15 protein-coding genes and 1 pseudogene are annotated in these 16,212 nt (G+C 65.5%); 15 read left to right on the top strand and 1 reads right to left on the bottom strand.

The annotated features are described in order from the left end of the window. The first annotated feature begins 220 nt into the window (after positions 1 to 220). From E1264_RS02570 to E1264_RS02530, 8 genes are all read left to right on the top strand, one after another. Positions 221 to 871, top strand: a complete 651-nt coding sequence (locus E1264_RS02570) for a hypothetical protein (protein ID WP_132169144.1) — start codon at positions 221 to 223, stop codon at positions 869 to 871. A gap of 755 nt (positions 872 to 1,626) precedes the next feature. After that, entirely contained in the window at positions 1,627 to 2,109 is a 483-nt protein-coding gene (locus E1264_RS02565) for a DUF3085 domain-containing protein (RefSeq protein WP_132169142.1), read from the top strand. Between the two features lie 348 nt (positions 2,110 to 2,457). After that, positions 2,458 to 3,435, top strand: a complete 978-nt coding sequence (locus E1264_RS02560) for a DUF3560 domain-containing protein (RefSeq protein ID WP_165963928.1) — start codon at positions 2,458 to 2,460, stop codon at positions 3,433 to 3,435. A 197-nt stretch (positions 3,436 to 3,632) separates the two neighbouring features. Continuing rightward, positions 3,633 to 5,192, top strand: a complete 1,560-nt coding sequence (locus tag E1264_RS02555; protein ID WP_132169138.1) for a YifB family Mg chelatase-like AAA ATPase — start codon at positions 3,633 to 3,635, stop codon at positions 5,190 to 5,192. 178 nt (positions 5,193 to 5,370) lie between these two features. After that, positions 5,371 to 5,982, top strand: a complete 612-nt coding sequence (locus tag E1264_RS02550) for a hypothetical protein (protein WP_132169136.1) — start codon at positions 5,371 to 5,373, stop codon at positions 5,980 to 5,982. A 468-nt stretch (positions 5,983 to 6,450) separates the two neighbouring features. Beyond that, positions 6,451 to 7,104 carry a hypothetical protein gene (locus E1264_RS02545; protein ID WP_132169134.1) on the top strand — a complete coding sequence of 218 codons (654 nt, stop codon included), beginning with the start codon at positions 6,451 to 6,453 and terminating at the stop codon, positions 7,102 to 7,104. A gap of 73 nt (positions 7,105 to 7,177) precedes the next feature. Further along, entirely contained in the window at positions 7,178 to 7,693 is a 516-nt protein-coding gene (locus E1264_RS02540; protein WP_165963927.1) for a DUF4192 family protein, read from the top strand. Positions 7,694 to 8,162: 469 nt separating this feature from the next. After that, a complete protein-coding gene (locus E1264_RS02530; RefSeq protein ID WP_132169130.1) occupies positions 8,163 to 8,456 on the top strand; it encodes a hypothetical protein in 294 nt (97 codons plus the stop codon). A gap of 898 nt (positions 8,457 to 9,354) precedes the next feature. Here the strand turns inward: E1264_RS02530 and E1264_RS02525 are convergent. Continuing rightward, positions 9,355 to 10,124, bottom strand: a pseudogene (locus E1264_RS02525) (transposase family protein). A gap of 413 nt (positions 10,125 to 10,537) precedes the next feature. Between E1264_RS02525 and E1264_RS02520 the strand changes: the two are divergent. The 7 genes from E1264_RS02520 to fabG all read left to right on the top strand — a co-directional run bounded on the left by E1264_RS02520 (position 10,538) and on the right by fabG (position 16,205). After that, positions 10,538 to 11,308: an AfsR/SARP family transcriptional regulator gene (locus E1264_RS02520; protein WP_165963925.1), complete on the top strand. Its 771-nt coding sequence runs from the start codon at positions 10,538 to 10,540 to the stop codon at positions 11,306 to 11,308. A gap of 22 nt (positions 11,309 to 11,330) precedes the next feature. Then, the gene (locus E1264_RS02515; protein WP_132169124.1) at positions 11,331 to 12,275 is read left to right on the top strand and encodes an aminotransferase class V-fold PLP-dependent enzyme; all 945 of its coding nucleotides are present in this window, start codon (positions 11,331 to 11,333) and stop codon (positions 12,273 to 12,275) included. Positions 12,276 to 12,420: 145 nt separating this feature from the next. Then, on the top strand, positions 12,421 to 12,678 hold the full coding sequence (locus tag E1264_RS02510) for a hypothetical protein (protein ID WP_132169122.1): 258 nt from the start codon (positions 12,421 to 12,423) through the stop codon (positions 12,676 to 12,678). 369 nt (positions 12,679 to 13,047) lie between these two features. After that, a complete protein-coding gene (locus E1264_RS02505) occupies positions 13,048 to 14,151 on the top strand; it encodes a hypothetical protein (protein ID WP_132169120.1) in 1,104 nt (367 codons plus the stop codon). Then, complete coding sequence (locus E1264_RS02500; protein ID WP_132169118.1) at positions 14,148 to 14,390, top strand: DUF5988 family protein; 243 nt, start codon at positions 14,148 to 14,150, stop codon at positions 14,388 to 14,390. The genes E1264_RS02505 and E1264_RS02500 overlap by 4 nt, the downstream gene beginning before the upstream one ends. Further along, entirely contained in the window at positions 14,387 to 15,385 is a 999-nt protein-coding gene (locus E1264_RS02495) for an ACP S-malonyltransferase (protein ID WP_132169116.1), read from the top strand. Before E1264_RS02500 ends, E1264_RS02495 begins: the two co-directional genes overlap by 4 nt. Positions 15,386 to 15,464: 79 nt before the next feature. Continuing rightward, entirely contained in the window at positions 15,465 to 16,205 is a 741-nt protein-coding gene (gene fabG / locus E1264_RS02490) for a 3-oxoacyl-ACP reductase FabG (protein ID WP_132169114.1), read from the top strand. The last annotated feature ends 7 nt before the right edge of the window (positions 16,206 to 16,212 follow it).

Here is a 16,212-nt window from a genome sequence, read left to right as displayed (position 1 = left end):
CCTACGGCCCGACCAGACGGTACCGCTGCGCGTGATGTGCGGGGACGAGGTCATCTTCGACGACACCGACCCATCTGAGGCACCGCCGCCGTAACCATGGCCGAACCCGGTTGACACCTGGGTGAACAATTCGCGCATTCCCTCAAGTTAGCAGCATGTAGCTTCACCAATTCCATGCATGCAAGATCCCCCCGTTCCGACTACAACAGGGGGAAGCTTCATGGACAACCGAGACCGATCGGACCACGATCCGGCCAGCACGGACAGCGCCAGCCCAATTCACGTCGTTGGCGAGCAGCAACAGCTCACGTTGCCAGGCACGCTATGGCCGGCGGGCTGTGACCGTGGTCAAAGCGATCCTTTGTTCTTCGCACCGGTCACCAAGCAGCAGGCCAACGAGCTCCTCGCGGCCTTCAGTCACCCACTCGGCCCGTTCACCCGCCCCTTCGGCTATCAGGCGTGGGGTCTGGCGATCGACGGCCAGGCAGTCGCCGTCGCGGTGTCCGGCTCGACGGTCGGCGCGCGTGCCGCTGGTTTCGCGCGCCGCGAGGTCGTCGACCTCGCCCGGATCGCGCGCCACCCGCAGCATCCGGGAATCATGCGAGTCATGCTCCGGCTCTGGCGTGACTACCTGGCGCCCCGCTGGGACTACTGGCCCGTCCGGGCCGCGGTCAGTTACGCATTGCCCGGCAAGACCGGGAACCTCTACCGATTTGACGGATGGCGCAAAGCCGGAGTGTGCAAGCCTTGGGCTGGCGGGGGCACTTGGAGTAACCCTTCCAGAGCGAACACGATGGCCGATGGGATAAAAACCGTGTTCGTCTACGAATACCCACCGTCGGCTCCGTCGCGATCGACTCAGAGGCCGTAAACGCTCTTCTGCTCATCGTTTTCCAAGCACTGCCCGGGGGCAAGCAAGCGAGCCGCCGGGGCGCCCAGCCTTCGGTTGCAAATAGTGCGGCCCATCAGACACCGCCATTCACACTTCCAGAGATGGCTGTGCCGTCGATGACGCCGCGATGAAAACCAGCAGTCGATCACTGGGTTCGCAGTCAAGAGCATATCGCCAGAATTTTAGTGAGAAGCGAGGACGATGCACGAAAGGAACCGGCTGGTTCACTTTGAACACGAAGGAGAAGCGGGCCAGCCAACCGCCACTTCTTACCGGGTGCCCGCCTCAGCTCCAAATGTCTTGACCGAGGCTCAAGCGAAAGGGTTCGATCCTAGCCCTAGCAACGCCACCCTCTGTGACGAATGTAGCGAGTGGATCAATGACGCCAACCCGGGAATGCTCAGCGTCGACCATGCATCGAGCTGCTCGCTGTACCCCGAGACGGTCCGCTGCAAGTTCTGTGGCGAACTCGCCGACAAGGCGACTGCTCACCTGCATGACGGCGGTTGGGTTGGCGGCGAGTGCTGCTGGGACGCGCGACTGCGTGGCAGCGAGTAGCAAGCCAGTGCGCCCAGCTCACCCCCTGATCTCTGATTTCGTAGCCGCGCCAACGAATAGGGCTCCACTTCCGCCTACCCTGCATTAACGGTTGATCGCTAATCAGTTCACGCACCATCTCGCGTCTCACGGCGACGATGAAAGCGTCACTCCCAGGATGAAAGGAGTGCATTGGCATGCCCAGACCATCGGTCGAATTGCGCTTCGACTTGGCCGCGGTCTTGCGGCTGGCTGAAGATGCCGCTGCGGCCAATGAGCACACCACACGCTGGGAACCCGGTCCAGCCCTGAGTCACCCTGGTTTCGAGGTCGATGCCGGACCTTGCCTGATCCTGGTCCGCGACGACGGCGTCTACTTAATGTCGACTGACAAGAACGCACCGAGGGACACTGAGGGCCGCGTACCGCTCTGTTATGCCAGTGGTTTCGATCCCCGATGCGGAGACTGGTGGAGCCGGTGGAACCGCACCGGGCTGCCCGGCGACGACTTCGCCGAGTACCTGGAGCTGGTCGAATCAGGTCTGCTAGATGATCTGCGTGTAGCGGCCGAGCGCGGCTATCACTGGTTTGTCATCACTTTGGGCGAGGAGGTCCTCAGCCTTAACTTCGAGCGCGGCTTCCCACCGAAGCCCAACAATCAGGCTTCCTTGGATGAGTAAGTGAATCGAAATTCCGAATGAGGCACGGGAGAGACTTTGTTGGACTCCTAACATCCTCCGCGAACCAGCCCGGCTCCAGAATCAGCCAAGAAGGTCCACGGCCACTCCAGGGAGTGGAGCGGGTCTGGGTAGTTTCCGGATCTATACGCTGGCGCCAGATATACGGAGATTGAAGAAGTTTCTTCACCTGCCCAGGAAATGCCCAGCTTCGACTCTTTGGACTTTGGAGGGATTGGTATGCCAATTGTAATCAGGCATACCCGTGACGACGGCACTTTGATCGAGGGATCTGAAAAGGGCGATGGTGTTTATGAGGTACTGCGCGACTTGCGGTGTGGATGGCGGTGGATGCGCTCGATCGGCACGATCGGGTTGCAGCGTAGCCGGTTCAAGGCGGCCAAGCGATATGAGATCGAGCAAGCCGCGCGGGCATTGCGGGCGGCGGGGCACGACGTCCAGGTCGACATCGATGACACGACGCTGCCCGCGACTGGCTTCGCCGAGCAGGAAGCTGAGCGCGTCCAACGCGCCGACCAGCGTGCAGACCGCTACGGCGACTACGCGGGTAAGGCGGCAGCGCGTTCTGAGGCGGCGTACGCGCGCTACCGCCAATCCGCCGACAGTTGGCCCTTGGGGCAACCGCTCATCTCAAACTCGGCGCGCGCCGCGCACCGCCGGATGATGAGCGCCCACGACGCCTCCATGGCTGAACAGGACGAGGTCCGGTATTGGGCGGGCCGACGCCGGGCCGCCCAAGCCCACCAGCGCCATCGGGAGGCTTTGGCGACCGTGCTGCGCCGGATCGAGCGGCTGGAGCAGCAGCGCCGGCGACTGGTGCGGCTGCTGGAGGGCGAGTACCGGTGGGTCCACGACGACGGCGGGCCCGCGCTTATGCGCCGCGGCGGCGAGATCTACCGCAAGGTCGCCCCTGCCCCGGCCGATGCGGGCCGGTGGACCGCCGACCTCATCCATCTCGACGGGGAGCTGGGCTACTGGCGAGACGTTGTCACCGACAGGCAGAAGGCGGGGCAGAAGGTCTGGAGCAAGGACGATTTCAGCGTGGGTGATTTCGTGAAACGGCATGGGACTTGGTTCGAGGTCATGCGGGTCAACAACAAGTCGGTCACGGTGCCGTGGATGATCGGCGGAGTCACTCGCGGGATCTACACCGTAGCCGATGCCCGTCGGCAGTTCCCACAGGACAAGAAGGTCAGCACGGACACGATCCCCTATAGCAAGGTCGAGGGTCGTGCTTCGGCCCAGGAGGTCCGCGAAGCAATGACGCACGCCAATAGCGAGAACCGTCATTCCGATAGCGGCAATTAGCCCACAAAGGGCTGAGGATCAGGATCGCTACCGCCCGCGCTCTTTCGTGCTGATGCCCGTGGGTTCCTGCGAGGCTCCGGATTTTTCGCAAATCCTGAACGTGCGTTCTCCCGAGCGGAGAACCACTTATTTGGACGGGGCTTGATCCCGTCTGGCTGTCGTTGCTCGCCTCAATCCCGACGAAAGGTTGACGTGCCATGGGTATAGCCCGTACGCGCGCGATCGCGCTGTTTGGCATCGAGGCCATCGTGGTCGACGTCGAAGGATCGATCACTGATGGGACGCCCGGCTTGCACCTGATCGGGCTCTCGGACACGGTCCGTAACGAGATCCGCGATCGTGTTCGAGCCGCCATCATCAACTCCGACCAGCAGTTCCCTCACCGCCATATCGCGGTCAGCCTGTTCCCCATCAGCCTGCCCAAACAGGGAAGCGTCTTCGACCTGGCCATCGCCGTGGCCGTGCTCGCTGCCAACAACGTCATCCCGGCCCAAGCGTGCGCGAGCATGGCGCTGATCGGAGAGCTGGGGCTGGATTGGCAGGTGCGGCCTGTTCACGGCGTGTTGCCCGCTGTGCTGGCGGCCGTCGAAGCTGGTGTCAGCGTGGTGGTCGTCTCTCAGGCCAATGCCGCTGAAGCATCGCTGGTGCCCGGCATCGACGTGATCGGCGTCACCTCGCTGGGCACGCTGATCGCGCAGCTGCGCGGCATGTCACCGCCCGACGAAGGCGGCGACGATCCGCACGACAGCTACCACCCCACCGCCCACCCCACGATCGGGCTGCCCGGCGATCTGGATCTAGCTCAGGTACGAGGGCAAGCCGGTGGGCGCAAGGCGGTCGAAGTGGCCGCCGCGGGCGGTCACCACCTCGCTCTGGTCGGCCCCGCCGGCACGAGTGCGGTCATGCTCGCCGAGCGGCTACCGGGCCTATTGCCCGACCTCGATCACGACACCGCACTGGAGGTGACCGCCCTGCACTCCCTCGCGAACATCCTCCCACCCGACAAGCCCCTGATAGTCCGGCCCCCGTTTCGCGCGCCGCACCACACCGATCCGCGCGGCGCCGTCCTCGGCGCCAGGACCAGCCGCACCGTTCACCCCGGGGCGGTCGCCCTCGCCCACCGAGGAGTGCTCTTCCTAGATGACGCGCCCGAATTCTCCGTCCAGACGCTGAAGTCGCTGGCCCGGCCGCTGGAGGACGGGACGGTCACCGTCAGCGGAGCCCAAGGGATCGTGACCTTTCCCGCTCGTCCGATCGCGGTGCTGGCCGCCCACCCGTGCCCGTGCGGCGCACCAGACGCGCAGGCGTGCACGTGCCCGCCCGGCGTCCGCCAGCGCTACCTGGCCCGGCTGCCGCGATCACTGCTGGACCGCGTCGGCATCAAGGTCCGGCTCGCCCCGGCATCTCCAGCCGAGCTTCGCCGTGATCTGGCCGCGGCCGAGTCCAGCAGACGCGTCGCCGACCGGGTCCAGGTCGCCCGTGACCGCGCCGCGCGTCGGCTGGCGGACACGCCATGGCGCACCAACGCCGAGATCCCAGGCCCGGAACTGCGGCGCCGTTTCACCCCACCAGCGCAGGCGACCGCGATACTCGACGCCGCGCTGACCGGCGGCCAACTGACTCCGCGCGGCCTCGACCAGGTGCTTCGCCTGGCCTGGACCCTCGCTGACCTCTCCGGCAGCACCGCGCCGAGCCCCGAGGACATCACCACCGCTCTGCGTTTGTGGGACGGCTTCAGCGAACCACCGAACAGCTGACTCAAGCAGGCCAGTTCCGTTTTTCCATCGCCCTGAAGGGGGGTGTTCACGCATGTGTGAAAGTGGTGTGCCCGTCGGGAGATTCTTCGCGCGGTGTCGACTCGCCTACCGGGACGACACCAACCAGATGCGGCTCTGCGACACAAAGTTCGACGTCCCGGCTGAGTTCGTTGGACACATGGCGGACGTGCACGGGCGCACCCAACCCCGGACCCCGAAAGCGCGCACCTGGCGGCGCCCGCAACGGACTCGAAAGCTGTATGAACCCAAAGAATACGGAGTCGGTGCCTGGGTCACGTTCGCCGAAAGCCGTGACGACAAGATCGTCCTACGGTGTGGACAGGTGTGGTCTCTGGGACCGCCCCGCATCGGCAACAGCCGGTGGGTGGTACCCAACGACGGCGGCGATGCGGTCGTGGTGAGGATCAATCAACGTCCGGTCCTCACCAGCCGAACCTTGCTGGACGTCGTCCCCGGGCACAACATGCACCGGCAGAACCTGCGGCGGGCCGAGAACCTGCGCCGGTTCGGCCGGCTCTTCCCCGTGGTGGTCAGCAAGAATTGGGAGCACCTGTGGTCCGCGGGTAAGACGCTGGTCGAGTCGTGGTGTTGGCACGTCGACCCGATGTGCCCGGACGCAGTCGGGAGAGCGTCGCCCTCTAAACAATTTCAGCCCTTCAACATCACTCAGGTAGTTCTGGAGTTGATCAGCGGTCGGATCAACGCTTCGACCTCACGCTTTTGCCGCCGCTGTTTTTGGCTCGACGACATCAATGACACAGCAGCCTGACCGTGCCGACCTGCCCTGCTCGATGTTCAGGCGCAGCGCACCTGACGCAATCGCTCAATGAGCTCTGTAGAGCGCGGCGCGGTGCTACCGCAGGCATCAAACGCCCACCACGTGGTCATGCCCCGGGCTGGGACGACATGAAAGACCCGGACAAAGGTGCCGCGCTCACACACGTCGCCAAGCGAGCCTACGAAGGCAGCGACGAATACGTCATCGAGCACCACCCAAGGCCCGCTACCTCGATGATCTCCGCTTTACCAAGCTGAACCCCAAAACGGCCAGCAGCAACGCTGTGCGCGTGGTGGGCCACCTTGAGGAACTCGACGAAATAGTCGGCTAGGACGAGTGCGACCAGCTGTTCACGCTCGCCTTTAACCCCCGGGACGAGTGACTTGCACGCAGCGCACCTTCGATTGCCAATTCTGCCGTCGCCGCCCCTTTTCACCGAAAGCAACAAAGGAGTGCAACATGCCTGATATGCACATGCCAACTCCTGCGGTCTGGCGAGGCTTGCCCGTTCCATGGGTGGTCCGCTGGACCGGAGAAAAGGTCGACCCTTCGCTGCGGCTCGGCTGGCGGGAGGGGCGGCTGGCCTACCGCCGTGAGCTGTCCACCGACCGGCGTTTCGGAGCGTTGTGGTATCGCAACCGTACCGGCAGGGCAGGCGAACCGGAATTCGCCGAAATCCATACAGGACGGCAGTTGGCCTGCATGACCAGCGGTATTTGCCAGGTCTGTGGTGGGGATGCAGCCGAGACTGACGGTCGAATCGCTTGGCTGCTGCCGGGTGATGAATGGCCGTTGCTGACCGCTCCGACCGAATCCAACCTGGTGCCGACGCCGCCCACATGTCGTGCCTGCTGGTCCCTGGCAGCGAGTTCTTGCCCGCATCTGCGGACAGTCGGCTCCGTCCCCGTGACGGCGGCGGCCGCAGTGCCGGCCGCCGCTCATGGCGATCTGTACCGACTTGGACAGGCCGCACCTTGCGCCCGAAATGTCATGGTGCCGCTGACCAATCACAGTGCCTTGCGTCGGATGCTGGCCAAGCAACTTGTCGTGGAACTCCGCGACATCCGGGCTGCGGGAGATCGCACCTCGGCGCAGGTGCCGGGTTCCGGTTAACACGGATCCGCGCGCTCTCCTCCCCCCATTGTTTGACACCTTTTCCGATTGACACAAAGGGATGTGGTTTCTAATGCCGAGCGAGCGTGACCCGATGCCGAATACCCCAGGACCGGAGGACACAGCAGAGAATGTGGGTGACGGGATCAAGCCGTCACGCCTGGTTGTCAGCTCTCCTGAGGACGCGATCGCTGTGGCGGCCTACCTGGTGGGCTTCCACCCTTCGCTGAGCCTGGTGGTCGTCGGTATCTCCGACCAGGAAGGGGTGATGGTAATGCGGCGCGATCTTACGCCGGTACATCAGGTCGCCGACGTCGATGCCAGCGATCTCAGCAGTGATGAGGGAGCCGAATCGGTCGACGAATGCTTGATGTCCATGCTGAAACGCAACGAGATGTCCGCGGTGCTGCTGCTCGGCTACGGACCCGAGGAGCTGGTCACTCCCGCGATGAACAGCGTTTTGCTAGCCGCAGAGCAGGCCGAACTGCCGGTGTGGGTAGCGTTGCGCATCGACCAGGATCGGTGGTGGTCCTACATCTGCCAGGACCCCGGCTGCTGCCGACGGCGGAGTGGCCAATGTCGCCCTTGACCGCGCCGAGGCAGCCGACCCGGCCTACTCGATGGCGCATCTGCTCCGTGACGTCATTGTGGCGGGCATTCCACCAAAACATGTGCGATTGAACATTACACCCGAGGAACTTGCCACTGGCTACGCCGAGCAGAGGCACACCCAAGGCCACGATGGTTCCAACAGTCCATCCTAGTTCCGGACCACCATTCATTCGTCATCGTGCATCCCTTCACCAGCGCGCCGATCCGTCCTGAGACGCGCGTAAGTGACAACTGCCGGCCCTGTCCAAACTTTGGGCAGGGCCGGTCCGAGCGCGGCTCCGCTAGCTACCGTTCGATATCTGGGTCGTGGGAAAACAAATCATTGAGCGTCCCTTCAAAGGCACTAGATCAATTCGCACTAGACAGCCGACCTCAAGTTCTGTATTTCGAGAACCGCACTTCGGGGTGTATTCCGTCAACCATCGCAGATGAAGGGAGGTGTCGCTGTGTCTCACCAGCTTCCTCGCTGGGTTATCCGTTCTCAGCACGCCTACCAACCAGCGCGCCTCAGCAAGCTGAGCTATACCAACCACGGGGATGCCTGCGCTGACCTGGCGCTTACGCTGGAATCCCTGGCGTCGTTCCTGCCTGGCCTGTCCGGCTTCGGCCGGATGTTAGCGCTGCGCGAGGCCGCCGAGGCCGTCAAGAGCGGACGGTTCGACGTATGCCTCGACAAGAAGATCGTTATGACGTTCCGCGTGGTCGAGTTGGACGCTCAGGGGGCGGCCGCTCGGCCTTGACCAGATCCCCGACCTGACCGCAGGACCTGTCCCGGTCTCCACGGTCGAAGCAGCCGAGTCTGCCGCCTCCCGGTCTGCCGACGACCGGGACACGCGCGGTTCGCAGTGATCGTTACCAGAATGCTCAGCGCGGCCATCTGGCTCGTCGGCGAGGCACTCGGCTGTAGTCCTGACCTTCGATGCGGGTGAGGTCGTCGGCCATCACCTGTCGCCGCCGACCCTGCCATTGAAGTCCGCTCCATTCCATCCACGCGACCTCGGCGCCCCATGCCCCGTCTGGTGCCTGCTGCCACTGCAGAAGGAAGACGGCTCCCCCTGCGGTGGCCGAGAAGACGACGGGTGCGATCACGGGCATAGCCCCTGTTCTACCCGATCTACCACAACAGGCCGAACGTGTGTTCGCATCGATGGGCGTCGGGTGGCCACATCCCCATGGGAGGGCCTCCGTGCCCGAGTCTCTCGATGGGCCACTCGGGTCGCAGTCCACCCACCGGGCCTCGCGTCTCCCGTCCCCACGCGCCGCAGTCCGCAGTGCCTGACCACGACCAAAAGCGGCAACCGAGAAGGACGCCCTTCGTGGGCAGCCCAAGCAGAAGAAGGGAGGAAAGGCGTGCAAGTTGGCGACCGAGTCACGCGAAAACCTGGACACCGAGTAGCCGAGCGGGCGCGCAACCACGGCAAGGTCGTCAGAATCGAGCAGCGCACCCTGTTCGGTCTCAACTCCAGGTGGACCACGATCCGCACCGACGACGGCGTGGAAGTCCCCCACACGCCCGATGAACTGCTTCGGCTCTGGGAACGAGCAGATCGCTGGATCCCTGATGCTCTGTCCTGGTGGCCCGATATTCCCGAGAGCACACCCTTCAGGCCTATCCGCGTCATTGAGCTCTTTCCAACCTCAGTTGGTGTGATGGTGCAGGGCGAGAATCGCCTGGACGATGGCGGTCAGCCGTGCTGGTGAGCAGCGTGCGTGGCGGAGGATGTGCCAGCGTTTGAGGGTGGCGGCGCCCTGTTCGCCCAGTGCTCGAATCTTGGTGTGGTGGCGGTTGAACAGCTTCTTGCGCTTGCCGAGCTTGCGGCCGTGGCGGCGGCGGTAGGGCGTGCCGATTGCGCCGCCGGCGCCGATGTAGCCCTTGTCGGCGTAGCAGGCGATCGCCTTCCGGGTGAGAGCGTCGATGATGCCGTGGAGGCGGGCGGCGGTCAGGTCGTGGGTGGAGCCGGGCAGCGCGGCCGAGGCCCAGATCAGGCGGCCGTGCGGGTCGGTGAGGAACTGAACGTTCACGCCGTGCCGCCGGTGTTTGCCGGAGTAGACCCGCCGATCATCGGCGCCTGCGAGCCGGTCGATCGGCACCAGCGTGCCGTCCAGGATGACAAACGCCTTGCGTGCGGCGATGCGCATCGCAGCTCGCAGGTCGGGTGCCAGCGCGGCGAGCAGCTCGATCACTTCGGTGACGTAGCGGTGGGCGGTCGCCAGGCCGACGCCGAACGCGGCGGCCAGGGCGGGGAAGGTCTCGTTGCGGCGCAGGTGCACCAGGACCAGCAGGGCTTGGCGCTCGGACGGCAGTGCCCGCCAGCGTGAGCCGATCCGACGGCGGTGGTCGCGGACGAGGCCGGCCACGTATCTGCGGACACGGGCGACAGATCCAGCGTAGCGCGATAGAACAGCACTGAAGCTCCTGGTGGTGCGGTCGAGTCTTGGTCGACTCCGCATCTACCGGGAGCTTCACTGCTTGGCGATCACAATCGGCGAACCGCATCCAGGTCGTGACCAGTCCTCCCGGGAGGGAAACGGCTCATTCTCAAACTTTCCCAATGGGGCGGTGTCGCCGCAACGGGCGCGCGGACCCTTGGGCATGTTTTGGCCTGTCCGACTGCGGTCCAACCTCGTCTTCCCCGAGGTATCGACAAGCCTCTGACATCGATCTGACGCGGGCTTGAAATCCCGGTATTGCGAAGTTGCCATTGTGAACTGAGTGAATCAGTGAGCAGGCTTCGGGTATCAGACATGGCGCGCACCGCTGGGAAGATCCTTTTTTTTCGGATAGCATCCGATGCACGATCCACCCGTTGGAGCACACCTGATGATCTCGTTTGCCTACCTTGGACCACTGGAGATTCAGGTGCATGGAAGGGCGGAGCGGATCCCCGGACGCAAGCAGCGACAACTACTCGCCACTTTGCTGATCCGGAATGGGCAGATCGTCTCCATCGGCGAAATCAGTGAGGAACTGTGGCCGGAGGAGCCACCGAAAGGCGCGGAGAACGCCATACAGGCACATGTCTCGCGGCTGCGCCGGATGCTGTACGACCGGAGCGGCTCGCACTTCCCGCTTCTCACCCGAGACCCCGGCTACCAACTCGACGTCCCGCCGGACCGAGTCGACGCCGCGCGCTTCCAGGAACTGTGCAACCAAGCCCGCCAGCGCCGTGGGGAGGGCGCGTCGCCGGTGCTCGCCCTCTACCGGGAGGCGCTTGGCCTGTGGCGTGGCCCCGCGCTGCAGGACGTCCCTTGCGGGCCGATTCGCGACGCCGAGGCGGCCCGCCTCAATCGCATGAAGACTCTGGTCGCGACCCGGGTCATCGAGATCAACCTGGACGAGGGGTACCGCCCGGAAGAGATCATTCCCGTGCTCGAGGAGCTGATTTCCCGCAATCCGCTGCATGAACGTCTCTACGGTCAGCTCATGGTCGCCCTCGACCGCGCCGGCCATCCCAAAGAGGCGCTCGAAATATATCAGGAACTACGTCGCGAATGGCGCACGAACTCGGCCTTCCGCCATCGCCGGCACTCGAGCGGCGGATGCATTCGATTCTGGGGAGAACGGATGACAAATGAGCGCCGTACCGACTGATCCGTGACCTCAGAGATAATTCATGAAGACCAAAGAAAAGTGTACGTGCCGGGTCCACGATATGTTCTTTGCCGCCACGGCCGAAGGCCGGTACGACCCCTGGGATATCCGCCGTGATTTTTCGCTCATCAACCGGCCCCCACTCATCTACCTCGACAACGCGGCGACTACGCACAAGCAGTCGCTGGCGCTCAATGCCGAGCAGGATTTCAATGTCTTCCATAACGCGAACGCGCATGTTGGCGGCCACCGGCTCGCCCGGAAGACCACGGAGATCCTGCGGGACAGCCGCCGGGCGGTGGCGGACTTCGTCGGCGCCGCGCCGGATGAGATCGTCTTCACAAAGAGCGCGACCGAGGCGCTCAACCCCGTGGCCCGCGTCGGCCAGGACTCGGGCCGGGTGACAGGCCCGGACGACGAGATCGTGATCACTGAGCTGACACCACGCCAACTTCATCCCCTGGCAGATGCTCGGCGAGCGGACGGGTGCGGCGCTGCGCCACATCCCCGTCAGTGTCCGGCCGTCCGATCGCGGCCGTTTGGACCTGGCCGGTCTCGACCAGATGATCACGTCCAGGACGAAGATCCTCGCACTGTGCCACGAGTCGAACGTGTGCGGCACCATCACCTCCCCCGCCCCGCTGGCGGCGAGGGCACGGCCGTGGGCGCGCTGACGGTCCTGGACGCCTGCCAGTCAATCGCCTACATGCCCCTCCACCTCCCGTCCCTCGACGTCGACCTCGCCGTGTTCAGCGGCCACAAGATGTACGGGCCGACGGGCATCGGCGCCATTTGGGGACGGCGTGCGCTGCTGGCGGACCTTCCGCCGTACCTCGGCGGGGCGCACATGGAGGACGCCGTCACACCGCGGCAGACCCCGTACGCGCCGCCGCCCGCGCGGTTCGAGGCGGGCACGCCGATGGTCGCCCAGGCGCTCGCGCTCGCCGCCGGCATGCCGCTACCCTGAGCGCCTCGACCGGCATGCGCTGACGGCCCACGAGTCCCGGCTCACCGAGGTCACCCTCCGCGAGCTGCGGACGTCCCCGGCATCCGGATCATCGGCCCTCGCACGGGGGACTGCGCGGGCCTGTCGTCAGCTTCACCGTGTACGCATGCTGACCGAGGACCCCGCTGTCGTACCGGTCGCGGACCTGGTGTTCCGGTCCGTCCATGTGAGCGGCTTCTGGCTCCCGAGCACGTGCGGACCCTCACTGCCGCGCAGCGTGCCGAGCTCGGTGACGAGGTCAGCGCGACGGCCCGGTCCGGTGACGTCGCGACGGACGTGGCGGTTCCCCCAGCCGGAGGTGAGGGACGCCGTCCAGCAGGCGGGGCGGCCAGGCCGGACGGGCAAGGTCCTGCTGGCGTCCTGAGCCATGGCCGCGCCGAGCGCGGCCCCGGACCTTGCCGGCCCGCCGGTTCCCTGGGGATGGTGGAGGCGGGTGATCTTCACCGGGGGTCGTTGCGGGTCCGCGGGACCCGGCGGCCCCGACTCCTCGACGGTCCGGCCGCCGCCGATTTTGAGGCACGGGATACGCCGACACTTTTCATCGGCGGCCTTTCTTTCGTGGTTGCCCACTGTCATCTCTCCCGCTGATCTCTATCGTTCTGATTTTTCGATGACATCGCACTGACAAACTTCTGACATGCACGCCAGCTCGCAAATGGCGGGTTTATCTCAAAGTCCGGGGGTAACGTTGCCCGAGCAGGCAGGGAACGATATTCGAAGGCACTGATGTTCCATGTTCACCAGCACGGACGCGCGATCCCTCGCCGACGACCTGACCGGAAACCGGGAGTCCGATCGGCACCTGGACTGCGTGTACGAACACATCCGCTGCGACGGTGCCACCGAGAAGAGACTTCGCGATCTGGTGAGATTGGAGTCGAGCGCGGCCGACACCGAGGTCACCGCCTATGCCCTCGGCGCCCTGCGCTATTCCCACGCGATGTCCCAGCCGCTGAGTGCCATGGCCTACAGCGCGCAGCGCGAACTGCCCGCCATTGAGTCCTCGGTAGGGCTGAGCAGCACCGCACTGCCCGCCCCACCCTGGACCAAGGAGTCCACCGCCTACCCGGGGTTGCTGTGCTGGACCGCGTTGCACGGCAGCCAGGCCGACTTCGGCATGGCCATCTTCGCCGACCTTCACCGGTACGACCACACCACCCTTCGGGTCGCCGAAGCCTTCGCTGCCGCGCCGGCCGCCATCGCCGGCGAGATCATCGAATACCACGCCGATGAAACGCCCGATGGCCTGTCCGAGCAAGTCCTGGATTTCGTCCAGGAAGGGCTGGACAAGGGCGACAACGCGCCCAGGCTCTCGAAGTCGGCGGCCTCATGGACGAGTGCGTCGTCCATTACTGGAAATCGGTGCTCGCCCCGCAGGCAGAAGTCGGGAGAAATGAAGCTATGGAGACGACGGATCACGACCGGGCAGGCGCGTGCCTCAGTTGGTCGTGAGTGGCTTGATCAGTACAGCACAACCCGAACCGCGTGTTCACCGGACCGAGAGTTCGTCGGACAGATCGAGGGTGAGGACGCCGGCTACATCGGCCTGGCCGGCGCGCCGAGGCGCCTGCCTTGGCCACGCACGATTCCGCCGACCGCTGCGTCAGGAGATGAGATGACGTCGCGGCCAACGACTGCGGCGGTCACAACGGTGCCGAACGGGCACGCGTGGACCCCGCCGAACGCGACCCGATCCGGGTGGCCCGAGCCGCTGCTACCGGGATGGACGGGCCGAGACTGCGCCCGCCGAGGTGCGGGCGGTGGCGGACCACCACGTCGGCTGATGGGGCGTGACGGCCGATCCACCAGCAGCAGCGGCGAAGAGGAGAGGACATGAACACGGGCTTGATGACGGAACACCGGATCATCGCTCTGCGCGGCGGCCCGGCGGGGATGCCGACCCGCTGCCGGGCTCCGATCACGGTGACGGACGGACGGCCGCCAGTCGGCGAACGAGTGACGGTCGACTACTACGGCAAGCACCAGCATTTCGAGTTTACCGGGGAGTGCGTACGCGACGGCGGCGACGACCTCCCCGCGTTCGGCTGGATCTACGCGACGGCGGTGGCGGAATGAGCGCCCTGCCGTCGGCGACCCCGCCCACGTCCGGCGCTCCGGCCACGGCCGCCGCGGTGTTTCCTGGCCAAGGGTCGCAGGCGCCATGCATGGGCGTGCCCTGGCAGGCCCACGCCGCGTGGGACCTGGTCAGGCGGGCGGAACAGCAACTGCAGCGGGATCTGTCGACCATGCTGCTGGATCCCGGCCACCCGCCGCAGGGCACGGTCGACGCCCACATGGCCGTGGTCCTGTGCTCAATGATGGCGTGGTCAACCCTCGGCCCCGATTTCACCCCGATCGCGGTGGCCGGTCATTCGCTCGGCCTGGTCTCGGCACTGTACGCAGCCCGGGTACTTTCGGCCGAAGACACGGTCACGGTGGTCTCGACCCGCGCGGAGATCTGCGAGCGAGCCTGCCAGCGGACCCCTGGCGGCATGGCCGCGGTGCTGGCCTCGGCCGCAATCGCTGAGGCCGCCTGCGCCGACACCGCCTGCTGGGTGGCCAACGACAACGCCCCGACTCAAACAGTGATCTCCGGCACCGTCGACGGGCTGCGCCTGGCCATGACCCAGGCCTCCCTGCTGGGTGCCCGCGACGTTATCCGCCTCGACATCGCCGGCTCCTTCCACAGCCCGCTGATGCGGGAGGCGGCCGAGGAGTTCGCCGAACGCCTGAAGGCCGTCAGGTTCCGGCGGGCCAGCACCACGATCGTGCACAACGGAACCAGCTCACCCCCCTTCGACTCCACCCCCTGGGGCGACCACGTCGCCGTCGACCTGGTTACCCCGGTCCGGTGGCTTGACACCCAGCTCGCGCTGGCCGAGCTCGGCGCCAACACCATCGTCGAGGTCGGCTATGGCCGCACCCTCACCGGTCTAGCCAAACGATCGGTGCCGGGCCTGCTCCTGCACAACGCGAGCTCCCCCCGCAGCGTCGCCAAGACCGCCCGGCTCAAATCACCCACCCCCACCGGGCAGCTGTCCAGAACACCGAACCGGGTCGGCGCCCGATGAGAGGGCTACACCACGTGCATTCACCGGGCACGAGCACGGACGCAATGCTGCTCCCCCCTGCATTCGAAGGAGCGTTGTCATGATTGCCGCCGCAGTGGTCACCGGTGGGTCCGGTGGAATCGGCGCATCCGTGGCCCGGCGGCTTGCCAGGGAAGGGCACCTGGTCACCATTTCCTATCGTCAAGACAAGGCAGCGGCCACCGCTGTGGCCGAGGAAATCATCGCCGGTGGCGGGCGCTGCCTCCCCGTCCGTGCCGATGTCACAGAGCCGACCGACGTGGCGGCACTGTTCGCCGCGGCCGAGGCAGCCCACGGCCCAACGGGCATCCTGGTCAACTCGGCCGGTGCGTTGTTCGATGCACTGCTCATAGAGATGACCGACCAGCAATGGCACGACGCCCTCGCAGTGAATCTGACCGGCCCCCTGCTGTGCTGCCGCCAGGTCGCACACGGCATGATGCGGGCCCGGTGGGGCCGGATCGTGAACATCTCCTCGGTGACAGCGCTGATCGGGCCTGCCGGCCAAGGCAATTACGCGGCGGCCAAGGCCGGGCTGCTCGGCCTGACACGGTCGCTGGCGCGTGAACTCGCCGGACGCGGCATTACCTGCAACGCGGTACTTCCCGGCTTCGTCGAAACGAAGATCATTTCACACCTATCTGACAAGCGGTACACAGAGCTGCGACGCCAGGTGCCTCTCGGCCGCTTCGGCACAGCCGAAGAGATCGCCGCCGCCGTCTGCTTCCTCTGCGGCGCCGACGGCACCTACATCACCGGAGCCGCCATCCCCGTGGACGGCGGCACATCCATCGGCATGTAAAGGAGAC

Origin of the sequence: Actinomadura sp. KC216, from assembly GCF_004348535.1 — a bacterium.
In the GTDB taxonomy this organism is placed as follows: Bacteria; Actinomycetota; Actinomycetes; order Streptosporangiales; family Streptosporangiaceae; genus Spirillospora.
This window is presented reverse-complemented; position numbering and strand designations above follow the sequence as displayed.

Bases quoted from the DNA above. Each gene is read 5' to 3' on its own strand.
- E1264_RS02550 (WP_132169136.1), top strand. From the start codon at position 5,371: ATGGCGGACGTGCACGGGCGCACCCAACCCCGGACCCCGAAAGCGCGC.
- E1264_RS02540 (WP_165963927.1), top strand. From the start codon at position 7,178: ATGCCGAGCGAGCGTGACCCGATGCCGAATACCCCAGGACCGGAGGAC.
- E1264_RS02555 (WP_132169138.1), top strand. From the start codon at position 3,633: ATGGGTATAGCCCGTACGCGCGCGATCGCGCTGTTTGGCATCGAGGCC.
- E1264_RS02510 (WP_132169122.1), top strand. From the start codon at position 12,421: ATGCTGACCGAGGACCCCGCTGTCGTACCGGTCGCGGACCTGGTGTTC.
- fabG (WP_132169114.1), top strand. From the start codon at position 15,465: ATGATTGCCGCCGCAGTGGTCACCGGTGGGTCCGGTGGAATCGGCGCA.
- E1264_RS02500 (WP_132169118.1), top strand. From the start codon at position 14,148: ATGAACACGGGCTTGATGACGGAACACCGGATCATCGCTCTGCGCGGC.
- E1264_RS02570 (WP_132169144.1), top strand. From the start codon at position 221: ATGGACAACCGAGACCGATCGGACCACGATCCGGCCAGCACGGACAGC.
- E1264_RS02505 (WP_132169120.1), top strand. From the start codon at position 13,048: ATGTTCACCAGCACGGACGCGCGATCCCTCGCCGACGACCTGACCGGA.
- E1264_RS02545 (WP_132169134.1), top strand. From the start codon at position 6,451: ATGCCTGATATGCACATGCCAACTCCTGCGGTCTGGCGAGGCTTGCCC.
- E1264_RS02495 (WP_132169116.1), top strand. From the start codon at position 14,387: ATGAGCGCCCTGCCGTCGGCGACCCCGCCCACGTCCGGCGCTCCGGCC.
- E1264_RS02565 (WP_132169142.1), top strand. From the start codon at position 1,627: ATGCCCAGACCATCGGTCGAATTGCGCTTCGACTTGGCCGCGGTCTTG.
- E1264_RS02520 (WP_165963925.1), top strand. From the start codon at position 10,538: ATGATCTCGTTTGCCTACCTTGGACCACTGGAGATTCAGGTGCATGGA.
- E1264_RS02560 (WP_165963928.1), top strand. From the start codon at position 2,458: ATGCGCTCGATCGGCACGATCGGGTTGCAGCGTAGCCGGTTCAAGGCG.
- E1264_RS02515 (WP_132169124.1), top strand. From the start codon at position 11,331: ATGAAGACCAAAGAAAAGTGTACGTGCCGGGTCCACGATATGTTCTTT.